Here is a 16,485-nt window from a genome sequence, read left to right as displayed (position 1 = left end):
GGCCTGCCTTGTTTTGATGTCGGGCTATCACGAGCACATGGTGCCTTGCTCTATCCCTCACGCAAACAAATACATTGCAAAAAAAATGAAATCTTTTTAAAAATAATGTGCTTACCGCTATCAAAAAAACATATTTTTCATTAATTTGCTTGTTTTTTGAAATTAATCCATTAATTTTACCTCAAATTTAAAGGTGTTTTAAAATAATCAAACACCCTTTCCATACAACAAAAAATCATTTGAAAATAAGACTTTTATAAAAATCAAAACATGTCAGTAGCAAAAAAAGATTACAAACGAATAACTACAAAATCGCTCATTGAAATGAAAGCCAATGGCGAAAAAATTTCTATGCTTACAGCATACGATTATACGATGGCAAAAATTGTTGATACGGCAGGAGTAGATGTCATTCTTGTTGGTGATTCTGCTAGTAATGTAATGGCAGGACACGAAACTACGTTGCCCATCACACTCGATCAAATGATTTATCATGCTTCTAGCGTTGTAAGAGCCATCGAGCGGTCTTTGGTGGTAGTGGATTTGCCTTTTGGTAGCTATCAATCCGATTCTAAAGAAGCCCTCCGATCGGCAATTAGAATCATGAAAGAGAGTGGGGGACATGCCGTAAAATTAGAAGGAGGTAAAGAAATTAAAGATTCTATCAAAAAAATATTAAACGCTGGCATACCTGTTATGGGGCACTTGGGTTTAACTCCACAATCGATATATAAGTTTGGTACCTACACTGTAAGAGCAAAAGAAGAAGAAGAGGCAGCCAAGTTGCTAGAAGATGCAAAATTATTAGAACAAATAGGATGTTTTGCATTAGTTTTAGAAAAAATACCTGCTCATTTAGCCGAAAAAGTAGCCAAAAGTATCAGCATTCCCGTAATAGGAATTGGTGCTGGTGGTGGTGTAGATGGTCAAGTTTTAGTGATTCATGACCTTTTAGGAATGAATAACGAATTTAGTCCAAGATTTTTAAGACGGTATATGAATTTATTTGAAGACATGACTCGTGCTATTGGCCAATATGTGTCTGATGTAAAAAGCAAGGATTTTCCTAATGTAAAGGAACAGTATTAGAACCAAATTGTGAATAAAAAAATCATTTCGACAGCAGAAAATCTTCAAGTTATATATGAAGACAACCATTTAATTGCCATAAACAAAAGGGTAGGTGATATAGTGCAAGGCGATAAAACGGGCGACAAACCTCTTGTAGATATTGTAAAAGAATATTTAAAAAATAAATATAAAAAAGAAGGAAATGTATATTTAGGTGTAGTCCATCGTTTGGACAGACCTACTTCTGGCATCGTGATATTTGCAAAAACAAGTAAAGCCCTTCCTCGAATGAATGCTATTTTTAGCAATCGATTGTCTCAAAAAACCTATTGGACTATTGTTAAAAATCATCCTGCAATATTTGAAGGTAATTTAGTACATTATATTAAAAGAAATACTATTAATAATACTTCAAAAGCTTATTTAAAAGAAGTTCCTGATTCAAAATTGGCAAGTTTGGATATTAAAGTTATTCAAAATTTAACCCATTATACTGTTTTAGAAATAGCATTACACACAGGCAGACACCATCAAATAAGGGCACAGTTGGCAGCCATAGGAACTCCAATCAAAGGCGATTTAAAATATGGTTTCGATAGAAGTAACCCCGACGGCGGAATCCATTTGCATGCTAGAAAACTACAATTTGAACACCCCGTTTCAAATACTACCATACTTATAGAGGCTACACCCCCAAATGATGTGTTATGGAATAATTTAATTTGATATAACTTCCATTCTTTCGTTTTTTTTTACTATTTTTGACTGATAATGTGTATTTAAAATTAATGAAATAAAATGGAATATCGTTCAAGTATAAGCAAAAGAAAACAGTTACTAAAAAAATTATTATCAACGATATTATTTTATGAAAAAGATATCATAAATGCCTTATATCTTGATTTCAAAAAACCCGAACTAGAATCTGTTCTAACAGAAATTAATATTGTTCAAAATGATTTAAAGGATGCCATTTCTAATATCGATTCATGGTCTAAACCCCAAAAAGTTTGGCCTTCGCTTTTAAATTTTCCTTCGAAAGATTATATTATAAAAGAACCATTTGGTAAAGTACTCATCATGTCGCCATGGAATTATCCCTTTCAATTGGCATTATGTCCAATGATTGCTGCAATTGCTGCGGGTAATCAAGTGGTACTAAAACCATCGGAACTTTCAGAAAACACCTCGTTAATTTTGAAAAAAATTATTGACGAAGTATTTGAAAAACAACATGTAGAAGTGGTACTTGGTGATAAAATAATAGCCCAAAACTTACTAGAAAAACGTTGGGATTTTATATTTTTTACAGGTAGTGTTGCAGTAGGTAAAATAGTGGCACAATATGCTGCAAAACACCTAACACCAACCATTTTAGAATTAGGTGGTAAAAATCCATGTATTGTAGATCGAAATAACGACATTAAATTAGTGGCCAAGCGGATTGTTTGGGGAAAATTTATGAACACAGGTCAAACCTGTATAGCACCCGATTATGTTGTAGTGCATCAAGCAGTAAAATCAGATTTGATAGCATGTTTGAAAACTGAAATTGTCAACGCTTTTTCAGAAAATCCATTTCAATCACCAGATTATGCAAGAATTATAAACAAATCACATTGGCAAAGGTTACATAACATGCTCAACGATAAAGTGATATTTGGAGGAGCATCTGATGAAAAATCACTTTACATTGCCCCAACCCTAATAGACGAACCACATTTTGACGATTTGGTTATGCAAGATGAAATATTTGGCCCCATTTTACCAATACTAACTTATGAAAATGAGTCTCAAATAGAAGCCATTATTTCAAAATATGAAAAACCATTAGCCTTGTATGTTTTTTCAACTAATAAAAATTTTTATAATAATATTATTTCAAAATACAGTTTTGGTGGCGGCTGTATTAATGATACTGTAATCCAATTTACTAATAAGCGTTTACCATTTGGTGGAGTGGGCCATTCAGGGCACGGAGCTTATCATGGAAAGTTAAGTTTTGATAACTTTTGTCATCAAAAATCTATTATTTATAAATACAATTGGCTAGATCTTCCATTTAGATATGCTCCTTATGGAAATAAAATAAAATATTTAAAAAAATTAGTCAAATTAATTTAAATATTAAACTAAAAAACGAATTATTGCCCCAAACAATTAATTTTTTTGTAAGATGAATAATATAATTAGCCTATTTTATGATTTATATAAAATCAATTATTTAAATTGTTTTAGATGTTTAGATATACAATCTATTATCGTAAGTAAATACGATTTTTTGAGTATTATTTTTCTTGTAATTCTTATAATATTATTTGGTCTTTGCATCAATATATTAGTAAAAAAATCTAAAGTTATTTATAAAAATAACATCAAAGCTTCAAACAAGTTTAATGCTATATACAGTTTAGGTTTTTTACTCATTGGATTTACTTTTCCAACCATAGAGATGGTATATCAACTTTACCATGTCAGAGAAGATTTTATTTCAAATATAACTAGTATAGTTGGGATAAGTTCATTATTAATGTATTTTTTTGCAAGAAAAATAAAATGGTTTTTTAATAATGTGGTTATTTTATTTCAGTTATTTATTTTAGCTTACTTTTTTATTGTATATTATGATTTAATATCCCATTTTCAAATAGACAAAGTAACACTTTCAAATTATTTTGTTATATTGATTTTATCACATATCATTTGTAATGATATAAAAAAATATAAAATATTTGTAATTATTGACGTTATATTATTAATAAATTTATTTTTTAATAATATATTATTATTTAATGATATTTTAGTTATAGTATTTACATCATTATTTTTACTTACATCAAGTTATTTGACTAGTTTTATGATAGATATTCAAAATGAAAACTTACAAATATCTAATGAAATTTTAAAAAGTATAGATTCTATTGTTATTATTGCAGATAAAAATGATCAAATTATTTATTGCAACGATGGTATTGCCACAGTTTTAGGAATGATGCCAAAGGATTTTATAGGTAAAAATTTTAAAACATTTTTTTTATCAAATATATTAGATGAAAATAACTTTAATTTTTCGCAAATTAATATTACAAAATCTAAAAATGGCGAGTTTAAACACATCAAATGGAATGATACTTTATTTACAAATAATCAAATTATTCATATTGGACATGACGTTTCGGATCAAATTAAATTACAAAAACAGTATATTGGTTTAATAGAAAGTGCCAATGAAATTATTTGCGAATTAGATGTATATGGCAATGTAACTTTTATAAATAAATTTACCGAAAAAGTTACAGGATATACACATGAGGAATTAAAAAATAAACGAGTTACATATTTTATTGAATCAAATTTTTTACCACAATTTGTTCAATTTTATAAATATATATCACCCGAAATGACTTGTTTTTCGGCCTTAGAAATACCTTTAATTTGCAAAGATGGTTCCATAATTTGGATTTCACAAAAAGTTTCGATCAAACGAGATTTTCAAAACAAGGTAACGGGATTTTCTTTAATAGGACGCGATGTAACAGAATATAAGTTGTTAGAATTTCAAAAACAAAAAAGAGAAGAAAAAATTAAAAAATACAATGAAACTTTACGATATTTATCTATAAAAAGACAGTTTAATTTAGAAAAATTTGATGCAGTACTTCAAAAATATTTGAATGTTACGTTTGAAGCCCTTCAAATAGATACTGTAAGTTTTTGGAAATATAGTGCCGATTTGCTTGTTTGTCATTATTCGCTTTCATCAGAAAACATTTGTTCTTTGGATAAACAAAAAATGAATCGTGCTGGTTTTTTTAAATATTTTAATACAATTGAAACCAAAAAACAAATTATTATTGATCTAGAAAACCCTTCGGAAATTTCGATTGAATTGAATCAAAATCATTTTAAATCGCTTTTTAAGGCCATGTTGGATACACCAATCATTATCAATGGCGAAATAAAAGGTATTTTATGTTTGAGTGCCATTGACGAAAATAAAATTTGGGATAACGAGGATATTAATTTTGCTAAATCAATTGCAGATTTAATTGCCATTGCCATGGAATCTAGTACAAAATTAGAAGCAGAAAAGAATTTGGCTTATCAAAATGAGCTTTTATCTGTAATTGTTAATAATACGGAACAATTTATTACAAATAAGACTACAGAAGAAGTTTTTGAAATTACCATTAATGCTATTGCAAAAGTTACACAACCTGATAGATTATCTTATTTTGAATTTGATAGCACAGAAAATATTTTTAAACAAAAATACAATTGGCTTCAATCAAGCAATCAATTAGAACCTGCCTATTTAGAATATCAAAATGTGCCATTTGATTTTATTGAAAATTTGTTTAAACGGGGTTCAAAATTTCATTATTATCATACTAAAATAGATGATATTCCTGATTCTGAATATAAAAATTGTTTGCAAAAATTAGGAATTGAAATCATTATATTATTACCATTAATAGTAAATAATGCTATTTATGGCTATTTTGCATTTGATTTTACTAATAGTGATCATGTTTGGATATCTAATGAAATCAAAATATTACAAACATTGGCAAATAATGTTTCTTATACTATCGAAAAAAACATTTATAATACCTTAATTACTAATAGCGAAGAACGTTTTAGGCTCATTGTAAACACCATTCCAGGTACCGTATATTTGTCTAAATTTGATGATAAATCTACAAAAATATATGTTAATAATGCCATCGAAAGTCTTACAGGATACAATACACAAGACTTTTTAGACAACAAAATATATTTTATTGATTTGATTCATCCAGAGGATAAAAATTTGGTTTATAACCAACAATTAAACGCTTTGATGAGTGGCAAAAAATTCAATACTATATATAGAATTATTAAGAAAAATGGAGATTTTGTTTGGATAGAAGAAATTGGAGATGCTATTCGCCGAAATGGTGAAATTTTGTATATTGGTGGAATTTATATTGATATCACAGAACGAAAGATTGCCGAAAAAGCCATTATAGATAAAGAATTTGCTGAAGCTGCAAACCGGGCTAAATCAGAATTTTTAGCCAATATGTCGCATGAAATTAGAACTCCATTGAATGGAATTATTGGATTTACAGATTTGCTAGTCAATTCAGAAATGAATGAAGTGCAAGTCAAACAAATGAATACCATTCATGAATCTGCAAACATGTTAATGGAAATTGTGAATAATATTTTGGATTTTTCTAAAATTGAATCAGGCAAAATTGAGCTCGATATGGAAAGAACTGATTTTCAGGAATTTGCAGATAGTGTTATCAACTTAACTCGACATGACATCATTTCAAAAGACATTCAATTTAATAATTTTATTGATACCGAAATACCAAAAAACTTATTGGCCGATAATTTTAAAATTAAACAAGTACTCCTTAATTTGTTGAGCAATGCAACAAAATTTACCGAAAAAGGGGCTATAACATTTAACATAAAAATGTTGCAAAATGTCAATAATTCAAAATACACATTAAGATTTTCTGTTCATGATACTGGTATTGGTATTCAAAAAGAAAATCAATATAAAATTTTTAAAGCCTTTTCACAAGAAGATAGTTCAACAACCCGAAAGTTTGGTGGTACAGGTTTGGGACTTACCATTTCAAATAATTTATTGGGATTGATGGACAGCAAACTCCAATTGGAGAGTACCTATAACAAAGGGAGCCATTTTTATTTTGATATTACTTTTGATAAAGATGATACAGAAATTATAGAAAAAGAATCGCTTTTAATACCTAAACATTTTGAAATACCTGATTTTGATGACAATCAAAACAAACAAGTTAAGATATTAATTGTTGAAGATAATAAAATTAATATGCTACTGACCGTTGCATTAGTTCGAAAAATATACCCAAATGCAACAATTTTTGAATTGTACGATGGCAAACAAGCAGTTGAAAATTTGGAAAAAATAAATCCTGATTTAATCATATTAGATATACAAATGCCCATTATGAATGGATTTGAAGCTGCTATTGCCATAAGAAAAATGGATGCTTTTAAAAATTTACCTATAATTGCGCTAACAGCTAGTGCCATTGTAGGAGAGGGCAAAAAATGTTTAGATGCTGGAATGAATGACTATGCAACCAAACCCATAACAAAGGATATTTTGGAAAAAATTCTACAAAAATGGTTGTAAGTTTCAATTAAAAATAATTAATTTGTATCCATAATTTAAGAAACATTTAAAATCAAAAATATGAAATGGATTGGAAGAAGACAAAGTGATAATGTAGAAGACCAACGTGGCGTTTCTGGTGGAGGTAAAGCGCTCGTAGGTGGCGGAGCTATTGGAATTATTATATTATTACTCAATTTATTTGGTGGACAAACTGGCAAAATGCTGACACCAATGTTGGAACAAGTACAACAAAATCAGCAAACGCAACAAACTACCGCTGCTCCATTAAGCCAAGAGGACAAAAAAATGGGCGAGTTTGCTGCCACCGTACTTGCAGATACCGAAGATGTTTGGACAACAATATTTGAACAATACAATGGTCAATATGAAAAACCAAAAATGGTTCTTTTTACTGGCGAAGTGCAAACAGCTTGTGGCGGTGCATCTGCTGCTTCAGGGCCATTTTATTGTCCGGGCGATCATAAAGTATATATGGATTTAGATTTTTTTCAAGAACTCCAAACCCGTTTTGGTGCAAAAGGAGGCGATTTTGCTATTGCTTACGTCATTGCTCATGAAGTAGGACATCATGTACAAAATTTATTGGGAACCTCTACCAAAATGCGACAAATGCAAGAAGGAAAATCGGAAGCAGAAGCCAATAGACTATCTGTTGCATTAGAATTGCAAGCCGATTTTTATGCAGGAGTTTGGGCAAAATACAATCAAAAATATTTGGATGTGGACGACATTGATGAAGCATTAAGTGCTGCACAAGCCGTTGGCGATGATGCTATTCAGTCTAAAATGCAAGGGCATGTTGTACCTGAATCGTTTACGCATGGCTCTTCGGCACAAAGAAAACATTGGTTTATGAAAGGATTTCAAACGGGCGATATCAAACAAGGAAATACATTTGAATCTTTAGAATAATCGCATTAAAGTATTTCATATAATGGAGAATTTCGATGAGTTTGTTAAAGAATTATACAAATTTCACTGATTTTTTATCATTATCATAAAACTGCTTGTTTTGTGCTAAAAAAAGTCATTTTCAAGTCGATTTTGAGAATGGCTTTTTTTACTTTTGTCTAATAATTATTAAAAAACAATAAACAATATGAATGTTGGAATCGATAGTATCAGCTTTGACATACCTCAATTATTTTTGCCCATAAAAACATTGGCCGAGAATAGAAATATTGAACCAGACAAGCTTATAAAAGGACTTGGACTTACAAAAATGTCATTTCCAGATGTATATCAAGATGTTGTAACTTTTGCTTCAAATGCCGTTTGGAAACTAATTGATAAAGAGCAAATTAATCCAAATGAAATAGATAGAATATATGTTGGATCTGAAAGTGGTGTGGACAGTTCAAAGCCCATTGCATCTTATTTGATTTCCAATTTGGAATCAAAATTAGGTATTGGAGTCTTTAAAAATTGTGATGTAGTGGACATGACTTTTGCTTGTATTGGAGCGTTTGATGCCTTACAAAACACCTTAGATTATATTAGACTCCATCCTGATAAAAAAGCCATTGTTGTGGCTACCGATAATGCCAAATACGATTTGAATTCTACGGGCGAATATACGCAAGGAGCAGGTTCTATTGCAATGTTAATTACGTCAAATCCAAGAATTTTAAAGTTTGAATCTGTTGTAGGGGTAGCTACTCAAGGTGTTTTTGATTTTTTTAAGCCTAGAAGAATCATTTCTAAAAATGAAATTACCAATCAAAGCGATAATCCAGAGTGGTTTGGAGTATTAGAGCAAGAAGTTGCCATTTATAAGGAGCAACCCGTTTTTGACGGACTATATTCAAACACTTGCTACATTCAACGTATTACTGAAGCTTATTTTAACTACAAACAAAAAAGCGGACAAAACGGACCCATTTATCAAAATTGGACTAATGTATTGATGCACCTGCCTTATGCTTTTCAAGGGAGGCGTACTTTTGTAGAGATTTTTGTACAAGAAAACCCTAATGTATTGTTAAATCCTAACGACCTAACTTATAAAGAGGACATAAAGGGGATTGCCAAAAGTGAGGATTATTTGAATTTTGTAAATGATAAAATTAGACCTTCTGAAATTGCTTCGGGACAAATTGGAAATATCTATACGGGTTCAATATTTCTAGGAATGTTATCTACTTTATGCTATCATTTTAAAGAAAATAATGATATAATTAACCATAAAATGGGCTTTATTGCTTATGGTAGTGGTTCAAAATCTAAAGTGATGGAAGCTCAAGTCATGCCACAATGGCAGTCTGTATTGCAAGATATTCAATTATTTGAAACTTTGGATCAATGCCATGAAATAGATTTTGAAACCTACACCGTTTTGCACAAAAAAGAACGTAAAGAGGCTGTTATAGCTCCTATAAATGAATTTGTTTTAGACCGAATTGAAAAGGAAAATCCAGTGCTTGTTGGGGCAAGATATTATAAATTTATAGATTAAAACCTATGAAAATTGTCATATCACCAGCAAAATCATTAAATTTAGAAAAACATATTCCAATAGCTACCCATACATCTTGTGAGTTTTTAAAGGAAAGTATTGCTATACATAAAGTGTTAAAAAAACAAACACCTCAGGATTTAAAAAAACTGATGTCTATTTCTGATAACTTAGCACAATTGAATTGGCAACGAAATCAAGATTGGCACACCCCTTTTGATGAACAAAATGCCCGCCCAGCCATTTATACTTTTGACGGTGATGTATATACCGGATTACAAATTGAAACATTGGAGGTGTCAAAATTACCTTTGCTTCAAGACAAATTGCGTATTTTGTCTGGGTTATATGGTATTTTAAAACCTTTGGATTTAATTCAACCCTATCGATTAGAAATGGGAACTCCATTAGCAATTGGTAATTCCAAAAATTTATATGAATTTTGGAAGACAAAAACAACAAAATCATTAAACAAAGAGTTACAAAAAAATGAATTGTTTATCAATCTTGCCAGTGTTGAATATTTTTCTGCTATTGATACAAAATTACTTAAAGTTCCAGTAATAACTCCAGAATTTAAAGATTATAAAGATGGAAAACTAAAAGTAATTAGTTTTTTTGCTAAAAAAGCAAGAGGTATGATGGTACGGTATATCATGGACAATCAAATAGAAAGCCTCAACGATTTGAAACAATTTGATATAGAGGGTTATCAGTTTGATACTACTTTGTCCAAAGAAAATACTTTAGTTTTTGTAAGATAATATAAAATGAATATAATAACCAAATGCTATATATAAATTAACATTTTACATGTAAAATAATGAAAAACATAACACTTATTGGATTATTTTTATGGGTAATTGCTACAAATGCTCAATTAAAACCGATTATTTATCAAGATGAAACCCAAAAATTAAATGGTTTTGTAAGCAAGCCTCAAAAAAACTTGAAAGACAAACCAGGCATATTAATTTTGCCAGCTTGGCGTGGCATAGATAATTTGTCTAAAGAAACGGCCCAAAAATTGAGTAAATTGGGATATTTTGCATTTATTGCCGACATTTATGGCGAAGGCAATGTGCCAAAAGACAATGCCGAGGCAGGACAAAAAGCGGGTTTTTATAAAAAAAATTACGAATTGTATTTGAAAAGAATCCAATTGGCTTTAAATCAATTGATTATCAATGGAGCAAATCCAAATAAAATTGTAGTCATTGGATATTGTTTTGGGGGTACAGGGGCTTTAGAGGCTGCACGTGCCAATATGAAAGTTCAAGGTGTTGTTTCGTTTCATGGTGGTTTGGCCAAAGAGGCCACTAGAGAAATCCATCAAATGGTACCAAAGGTTTTGGTTTGTCATGGTGCAGACGACCCATTTGTTTCGGCTAATGAGGTGAATGCTTTTCAACAAGAAATGAAAACAGCCAAAGCCGACTGGCAAATGATTTATTATGCAAATGCTGTACATTCATTTACCAATCCAGAAACAGGTACAGACAACAGCCAAGGTGCTGCTTATAATGAAAAGGCAGCACAACGTTCTTGGCTGCATTTTATCAATTTTATAAATGAAATATTAAAATAGTTATTTATAACTGTATTATTTTTTTACAAAGGCCGTTTCATATTGGTTTATCCATTCTGAAACGGTTATTTTTTTTACCAATTCGGCAATTAATAAATAAGGAATATCATCCATTTTTTTAAATCGGATGCAACCTTTTCCCATGTCCAATTTGTATTTGCAATGTTTTGGGTATGCTTCAGACAACCAATTGGTCAAATTCACGTCTGCATATAAGCCCATGTGATACAACGAGATGAAATTTTTTTGCGAAGCTACATTCATAAAAGGCAAGGCTTGTTTGGCATCGCAATGATAGCCTTTTGGATAAATTTCGTGTGGTACTACATAACCAATCATGCCATAACACATGGTTTCATGAAAGCCTTTGGGCAAATTTTCGAGGATAATTGCTCTAATTTTCGCTACATATTCTTGCCTTTCTGCAGGCAATGATTTGATATATTCATCTGGTGTTTTTTCTGTTGATGTCATAAATTTATTATTTATTCTAAAATAATTTTACCTTTACCAATTATGCTTGTTGTTTTATCAATATCAAAATATTGAGCCTTATTTTGCTTACCATAAATGGCTTGTGTTAGCCTACAATATTCCTGTTTGTTTTCGTTATAGAATTTTATTTAAATTTAATATTTAAAATTTTTATAAAAAACGACATAAATACTTAAAAAATCTTCTTTGTCATTCTTGGAATTTATTAATATTTTTCCAGTTGATTGTACTTTTTGTTGCAATTTTTTTAAATCTCAATTGAATTCATAAACGATTTTTCAGCCCCATCAGACAATCCATCTACAAATCCAGAGCCTTTTTTTGAAACAATTTCGCCACTTTTGTTGATAGATTCTCTTGTTTTTTGCTTAAATCAATTACATAACAAAAAAATAAAGATAAGTAATATATATATTATTTTTTTTATAAAAAAGTAAATTTATTGATAGTTATACTTGTTTTTCTCAATCACTCTATTGATATAATGATGTACGTTTTCTATATTATTTTTTATTTTATCATTCGATAGAACTAAAAATCCTGCTATTTGATCGATATTCAAATGAACTTCAAAATGTAAATAAACAATTTGTTTAATTGTTAGTTCTATAAAATAATCATTCATCTGCAATTTTTGAATCAGCTCTATATCACCATTTATCAATTTATTTCTTTCATTTACAGACAAAGATGTGGTTAAATAAGGTGTTTTTACAGGTAATTTCCGAATAATATCAATAGATACTTCGCCATCTCCGTTGCAATAAGCACATTTGCCAGGCTCCCAACGTAATTCCATATCGAGTTTTCTTATAATATCCCAATCAAGCTGTTTTTTCCCCAAACAACGAGGGCAAACAAGTTTTTTTGATGGAAATAAGCGATGCAATAAACTCATGTAACTATTATTTAATGTTTAGAAAAAATTCTTTTTATCGGCCTCAAATATAAAATTTATTTTTAAAAAATGAACTTTTATCTTAATAAAAATGAACACGATGGCAAATTATTTGTTAATTCAAATCCAAAAATTTGGATAAACAAAATAGTATAATTGTTGTAATTTTTTCTTATTTTTGAAGCCTTAATTTTTCAACTTACAAATCATGGCACTCAATTGGAATGAAATCAAAGAAAGAGCGGTAAAATTCTCCAAAGAATGGAAAAATACAACCAATGAAGAAGCAGATGCGAAACCTTTTTTAGATGCTTTTTTTGAAGTTTTTGGAATACCTCGCAAGAAAATAGGAACTTTTGAACACCGTGTCAAGAAACTTTCTGAAGCGGATGGCTACATTGATATGCTTTGGAAAGGCATGATTCTAGTTGAAATGAAAAGCCGAGGTAAAAATTTAGACAAAGCTTTTGAACAAGCATTAGATTATACACACGGGCTGAAGTTTCATGAGTTGCCAAAATATATTTTAGTTTCCGATTTTGAAAATTTTCGTTTGTATGATGTGGAGGAACAAACTACACATACTTTTTTATTAAAAGATTTGGTTTTGAATGTACGGTATTTCAATCAAATGATTGGGTATCAAAAACAAATACTTAAGGAACAAGACCCCGCAAATGTGAAAGCAGCCGAATTGATGGGCAAACTCCACGACCGATTAGAAGAAATTGGCTATGTAGGACATCCGTTAGAAGTATATTTGGTTCGTATTTTATTTTGCTTGTTTGCCGAAGACACTAGTATTTTTGAAAAGCAATTGTTTCAAGATTATATTGAACAACGTACTTCAGAGGACGGTAGCGATTTGGCCTCCAAAATTCAGGAATTGTTTCAAGTATTGAATACTCCTATAGAAAAAAGATTCAAAAATATAGACGAGCAGTTAAATGAATTTCCGTATGTAAACGGAAAATTGTTTGAAGAAATTTTACCAATGGCAAGTTTTGACAGCAAAATGCGAAAAGCATTGCTAGAATGTTGTTATTTGGATTGGAGCAAAATTTCGCCTGCAATTTTTGGTTCCATGTTTCAAAGTGTCATGAATCCAAAAGAACGACGAAATCTTGGAGCACATTATACCAGCGAAAGCAATATTTTGAAATTAATCAAACCTTTATTTTTAGATGAATTGTGGGCGGAGTTTGAAAGCATCAAAAGCAATAAAAACAAATTGCCTGAATTCCATAAAAAGATTAGTCAATTAAAATTCCTAGATCCAGCCTGTGGTTGTGGGAACTTCTTAGTTATTACGTATCGTGAATTGCGTTTATTGGAATTAGAAATTTTGCGAACGCAATATAAAAATCAATATGTTACAGATATAGAAAGCATTATTTGGCTGAATGTGGATATGATGTATGGCATTGAATATGAAGAATTTCCTGCTCGTATTGCTGAAGTGGCCATGTGGTTGATTGATCACCAAATGAACATGCTTATTAGCAATGAATTTGGAAAATATTTTGCTCGTTTGCCATTGAATAAAGCAGCTAAAATTGTGCATGGAAATGCATTACGAATAGATTGGGGGACGTTAAAATTGGCTAAAGAAATAACACTTAAAGCAGACCAACTTAACTTTAAAGTAGTAAATGAACCCATTCCCGAATATGGAACAATTAATGTTATTGCCAGTGATGCAATTCAAATAGATAGCACCGAAGATTTTCCTGTTTCTTATTTGAAAGAAAAAATAAGATACGATTATATCATTGGGAATCCTCCATTTTATGGATCTAGAAACCAAACTAAAGAACAAAAAGAAGACACTTTATTTGTTTTTCAAAACAAAATAAATAGTGGTGTTCTAGATTATGTTGCTTGTTGGTATTACAAAGCCAGTCAATTTATTAGCAATACAAAAACAAAAGTTGGTTTTGTTTCAACAAATTCTATATGCCAGGGTGTTCAAGTACCAACTTTATGGCAATTACTAATAAATATAGAGAAAAATTATATTCATTTTGCACACCAAACTTTTGGCTGGAGCAACGAGGCAAAAGGAAATGCGGCAGTTTATTGTGTTATAATTGGATTTGCAAAGTATGATATTCCTAAAAAAAGACTTTTCGAATATGAAAATATTAAAAGCAATCCTACCGAACGTATTGTTTCACAAATAAATCCATATTTACTAGATGCTAAGAATATTTTTATTGAATCAAGAACAAAACCCCTCAGAAATAATTTACCCATGATGAAAGGAAATGCTGCTATAGATGATGGTAATTTTATTTTTAAGACACAAATTGAAGCAGATGATTTCAAAATTAAATATCCAGAACAAGCCTATTTGGTAAGAAAGTTTATTGGTTCAGATGAATTGATAAATAATTATCATAGAAATTGTTTATGGTTAAAAGATGCAAAACCAAACGATATTAAAAATAATCCTGTAATTAAAGCTAGAGTTGATAAAATTAGGAAATTTAGAGAAAATAGTCCTAAAGAAGCAACAAGAAAATGGGCAGAAACACCTACTTTGTTTATGGAAGATAGACAACCAAAAACAAATTATTTAATGATACCGGTAGTTTCTTCAGAATTTAGGAAATATATACCAGTTGGTTTTTTTACTCAAGATATTATTGCAAATTACTCTTCATTTATTCTACCAAATGCTACTGTTTTTGAGTTTGGAATTATAACTTCATTTATGCATAACGTTTGGATTAAATTTATTTGTGGAAAGTTAAAAAGTGATATTAGATATTCTAATACATTGGGTTACAATAACTATCCATTTCCTGAAATTCCTTCAGAAAAACAAGTCACACGAATCAAAGAAAAAGCTCAAAACATTTTAGATATCAGAGCTGAGTTTCCTAACAATTCATTAGCGGATTTGTACGACCAAGATGCTATGCCACCGTCCCTAATAAAAGCCCACAACGAACTAGACAAAGCCGTGGATGCCGCCTACAGCAAACAAGCCTTCACCACCGATGCCAAACGCATGGAGTTTTTGTTTGAGTTGTATGAGAAATATACGGCAGATTTATTTACTAAAAATAAAAAAATAAAAAATGATACACAAATCCCAAATTCATAAAAAACCGAAAGTTTTAGAATATTGGCGTAAACCAACCAAAGCAGAAATTAAATTTGGTTATGGTGCAACGCATTATAGAGATTTTGATTTCGAAGATTGCTTTGATGCAGACGGATATTTAAAACTAAAGGTAAGAGCAAGCGATGATAATTTGATTTATTATTATACAACGATTGTTTATTCAGCAGAAAAAAAAGGACCTATTCATATAATTTAAAAACACACAATAATATTTTTTTAATAAATAGGGTTGTTTGTGAAGGAGAAAAAAAATTAAGAAATGAATAAAGAAAAAAAAACAAGTCAACAACTTGGACAAGAATTTGAAAAAATAACTAAAGATTTTTTTTCATGGTTTTTTAATGAACTAGGTTTTGTTATTACGAAAGAACGCATTCAGCTTTCAGGAACTCAGGATGGGTTTGATATTGAATTTGTTTTAAGCGAAGATTATAACCCAAGAAAAATATTTATTGAATGTAAAAATTACAAAACAGAAATTAAAACTAATGTACTATTAGAAAAGATATTTGAATTGGATTCAAATTATGATTTAAACAAAAATGATATTTTTATTGCAATAAATAGTAAATCTAGCTTTAAAAATAAAAATAATACTGAAAAATTTGAACCACATTTAAAAAGAAAATTTGACTTTGATATTAAACTATTAGATATAGAC

Annotated in this window: 13 protein-coding genes; 11 read left to right on the top strand and 2 right to left on the bottom strand. The window is 30.1% G+C overall.

The features are described 5' to 3' along the window. Nucleotides 1-270 precede the first annotated feature (270 nt). The 8 genes from panB to B0A58_RS14840 all read left to right on the top strand — a co-directional run bounded on the left by panB (nucleotide 271) and on the right by B0A58_RS14840 (nucleotide 11,298). Nucleotides 271-1,089: a 3-methyl-2-oxobutanoate hydroxymethyltransferase gene (gene panB / locus B0A58_RS14875; protein WP_014084068.1), complete on the top strand. Its 819-nt coding sequence runs from the start codon at nucleotides 271-273 to the stop codon at nucleotides 1,087-1,089. A gap of 9 nt (nucleotides 1,090-1,098) precedes the next feature. Then, nucleotides 1,099-1,797, top strand: coding sequence for an RluA family pseudouridine synthase (locus B0A58_RS14870; RefSeq protein ID WP_089081696.1), 699 nt, complete (start codon nucleotides 1,099-1,101; stop codon nucleotides 1,795-1,797). 72 nt (nucleotides 1,798-1,869) lie between these two features. After that, the gene (locus tag B0A58_RS14865; RefSeq protein ID WP_089081695.1) at nucleotides 1,870-3,195 is read left to right on the top strand and encodes an aldehyde dehydrogenase family protein; all 1,326 of its coding nucleotides are present in this window, start codon (nucleotides 1,870-1,872) and stop codon (nucleotides 3,193-3,195) included. Between the two features lie 52 nt (nucleotides 3,196-3,247). Next, nucleotides 3,248-7,252 carry a PAS domain S-box protein gene (locus B0A58_RS14860; RefSeq protein WP_089081694.1) on the top strand — a complete coding sequence of 1,335 codons (4,005 nt, stop codon included), beginning with the start codon at nucleotides 3,248-3,250 and terminating at the stop codon, nucleotides 7,250-7,252. A gap of 60 nt (nucleotides 7,253-7,312) precedes the next feature. After that, a complete protein-coding gene (gene ypfJ / locus B0A58_RS14855; protein WP_089081693.1) occupies nucleotides 7,313-8,167 on the top strand; it encodes a KPN_02809 family neutral zinc metallopeptidase in 855 nt (284 codons plus the stop codon). 187 nt (nucleotides 8,168-8,354) lie between these two features. Next, nucleotides 8,355-9,710, top strand: coding sequence for a hydroxymethylglutaryl-CoA synthase family protein (locus B0A58_RS14850; protein ID WP_089081692.1), 1,356 nt, complete (start codon nucleotides 8,355-8,357; stop codon nucleotides 9,708-9,710). Nucleotides 9,711-9,715: 5 nt separating this feature from the next. Beyond that, a complete protein-coding gene (gene yaaA, locus B0A58_RS14845; protein ID WP_089081691.1) occupies nucleotides 9,716-10,474 on the top strand; it encodes a peroxide stress protein YaaA in 759 nt (252 codons plus the stop codon). A 59-nt stretch (nucleotides 10,475-10,533) separates the two neighbouring features. Continuing rightward, the gene (locus B0A58_RS14840; protein ID WP_089081690.1) at nucleotides 10,534-11,298 is read left to right on the top strand and encodes a dienelactone hydrolase family protein; all 765 of its coding nucleotides are present in this window, start codon (nucleotides 10,534-10,536) and stop codon (nucleotides 11,296-11,298) included. A 15-nt stretch (nucleotides 11,299-11,313) separates the two neighbouring features. Here B0A58_RS14840 and B0A58_RS14835 read toward each other — a convergent pair whose 3' ends face one another. Further along, a complete protein-coding gene (locus B0A58_RS14835) occupies nucleotides 11,314-11,772 on the bottom strand; it encodes a DUF1801 domain-containing protein (RefSeq protein WP_089081689.1) in 459 nt (152 codons plus the stop codon). A gap of 460 nt (nucleotides 11,773-12,232) precedes the next feature. Next, entirely contained in the window at nucleotides 12,233-12,592 is a 360-nt protein-coding gene (locus B0A58_RS14830) for a hypothetical protein (RefSeq protein WP_133063161.1), read from the bottom strand. A gap of 307 nt (nucleotides 12,593-12,899) precedes the next feature. Between B0A58_RS14830 and B0A58_RS14825 the strand changes: the two genes are divergently transcribed. From B0A58_RS14825 to B0A58_RS14815, 3 genes are all read left to right on the top strand, one after another. After that, complete coding sequence (locus B0A58_RS14825) at nucleotides 12,900-15,803, top strand: class I SAM-dependent DNA methyltransferase (protein ID WP_089081687.1); 2,904 nt, start codon at nucleotides 12,900-12,902, stop codon at nucleotides 15,801-15,803. Further along, nucleotides 15,778-16,020: a hypothetical protein gene (locus B0A58_RS14820; RefSeq protein WP_089081686.1), complete on the top strand. Its 243-nt coding sequence runs from the start codon at nucleotides 15,778-15,780 to the stop codon at nucleotides 16,018-16,020. The genes B0A58_RS14825 and B0A58_RS14820 overlap by 26 nt, the downstream gene beginning before the upstream one ends. Nucleotides 16,021-16,083: 63 nt before the next feature. Then, a partial coding sequence (locus B0A58_RS14815) for a restriction endonuclease (RefSeq protein WP_133063160.1) occupies nucleotides 16,084-16,485 on the top strand: 402 nt, incomplete at its 3' end.

The organism is Flavobacterium branchiophilum NBRC 15030 = ATCC 35035 (assembly GCF_002217205.1).
Classification (GTDB): Bacteria; Bacteroidota; Bacteroidia; order Flavobacteriales; family Flavobacteriaceae; genus Flavobacterium; species Flavobacterium branchiophilum.
This window is presented reverse-complemented; position numbering and strand designations above follow the sequence as displayed.

Excerpts from the sequence above, each read along its gene's own strand:
- panB (WP_014084068.1), top strand. The coding sequence starts at position 271 with ATGTCAGTAGCAAAAAAAGATTACAAACGAATAACTACAAAATCGCTC.
- B0A58_RS14865 (WP_089081695.1), top strand. The coding sequence starts at position 1,870 with ATGGAATATCGTTCAAGTATAAGCAAAAGAAAACAGTTACTAAAAAAA.
- B0A58_RS14860 (WP_089081694.1), top strand. The coding sequence starts at position 3,248 with ATGAATAATATAATTAGCCTATTTTATGATTTATATAAAATCAATTAT.
- ypfJ (WP_089081693.1), top strand. The coding sequence starts at position 7,313 with ATGAAATGGATTGGAAGAAGACAAAGTGATAATGTAGAAGACCAACGT.
- B0A58_RS14850 (WP_089081692.1), top strand. The coding sequence starts at position 8,355 with ATGAATGTTGGAATCGATAGTATCAGCTTTGACATACCTCAATTATTT.
- yaaA (WP_089081691.1), top strand. The coding sequence starts at position 9,716 with ATGAAAATTGTCATATCACCAGCAAAATCATTAAATTTAGAAAAACAT.
- B0A58_RS14840 (WP_089081690.1), top strand. The coding sequence starts at position 10,534 with ATGAAAAACATAACACTTATTGGATTATTTTTATGGGTAATTGCTACA.
- B0A58_RS14835 (WP_089081689.1), bottom strand. The coding sequence starts at position 11,772 with ATGACATCAACAGAAAAAACACCAGATGAATATATCAAATCATTGCCT.
- B0A58_RS14830 (WP_133063161.1), bottom strand. The coding sequence starts at position 12,592 with ATGGAATTACGTTGGGAGCCTGGCAAATGTGCTTATTGCAACGGAGAT.
- B0A58_RS14825 (WP_089081687.1), top strand. The coding sequence starts at position 12,900 with ATGGCACTCAATTGGAATGAAATCAAAGAAAGAGCGGTAAAATTCTCC.
- B0A58_RS14820 (WP_089081686.1), top strand. The coding sequence starts at position 15,778 with ATGATACACAAATCCCAAATTCATAAAAAACCGAAAGTTTTAGAATAT.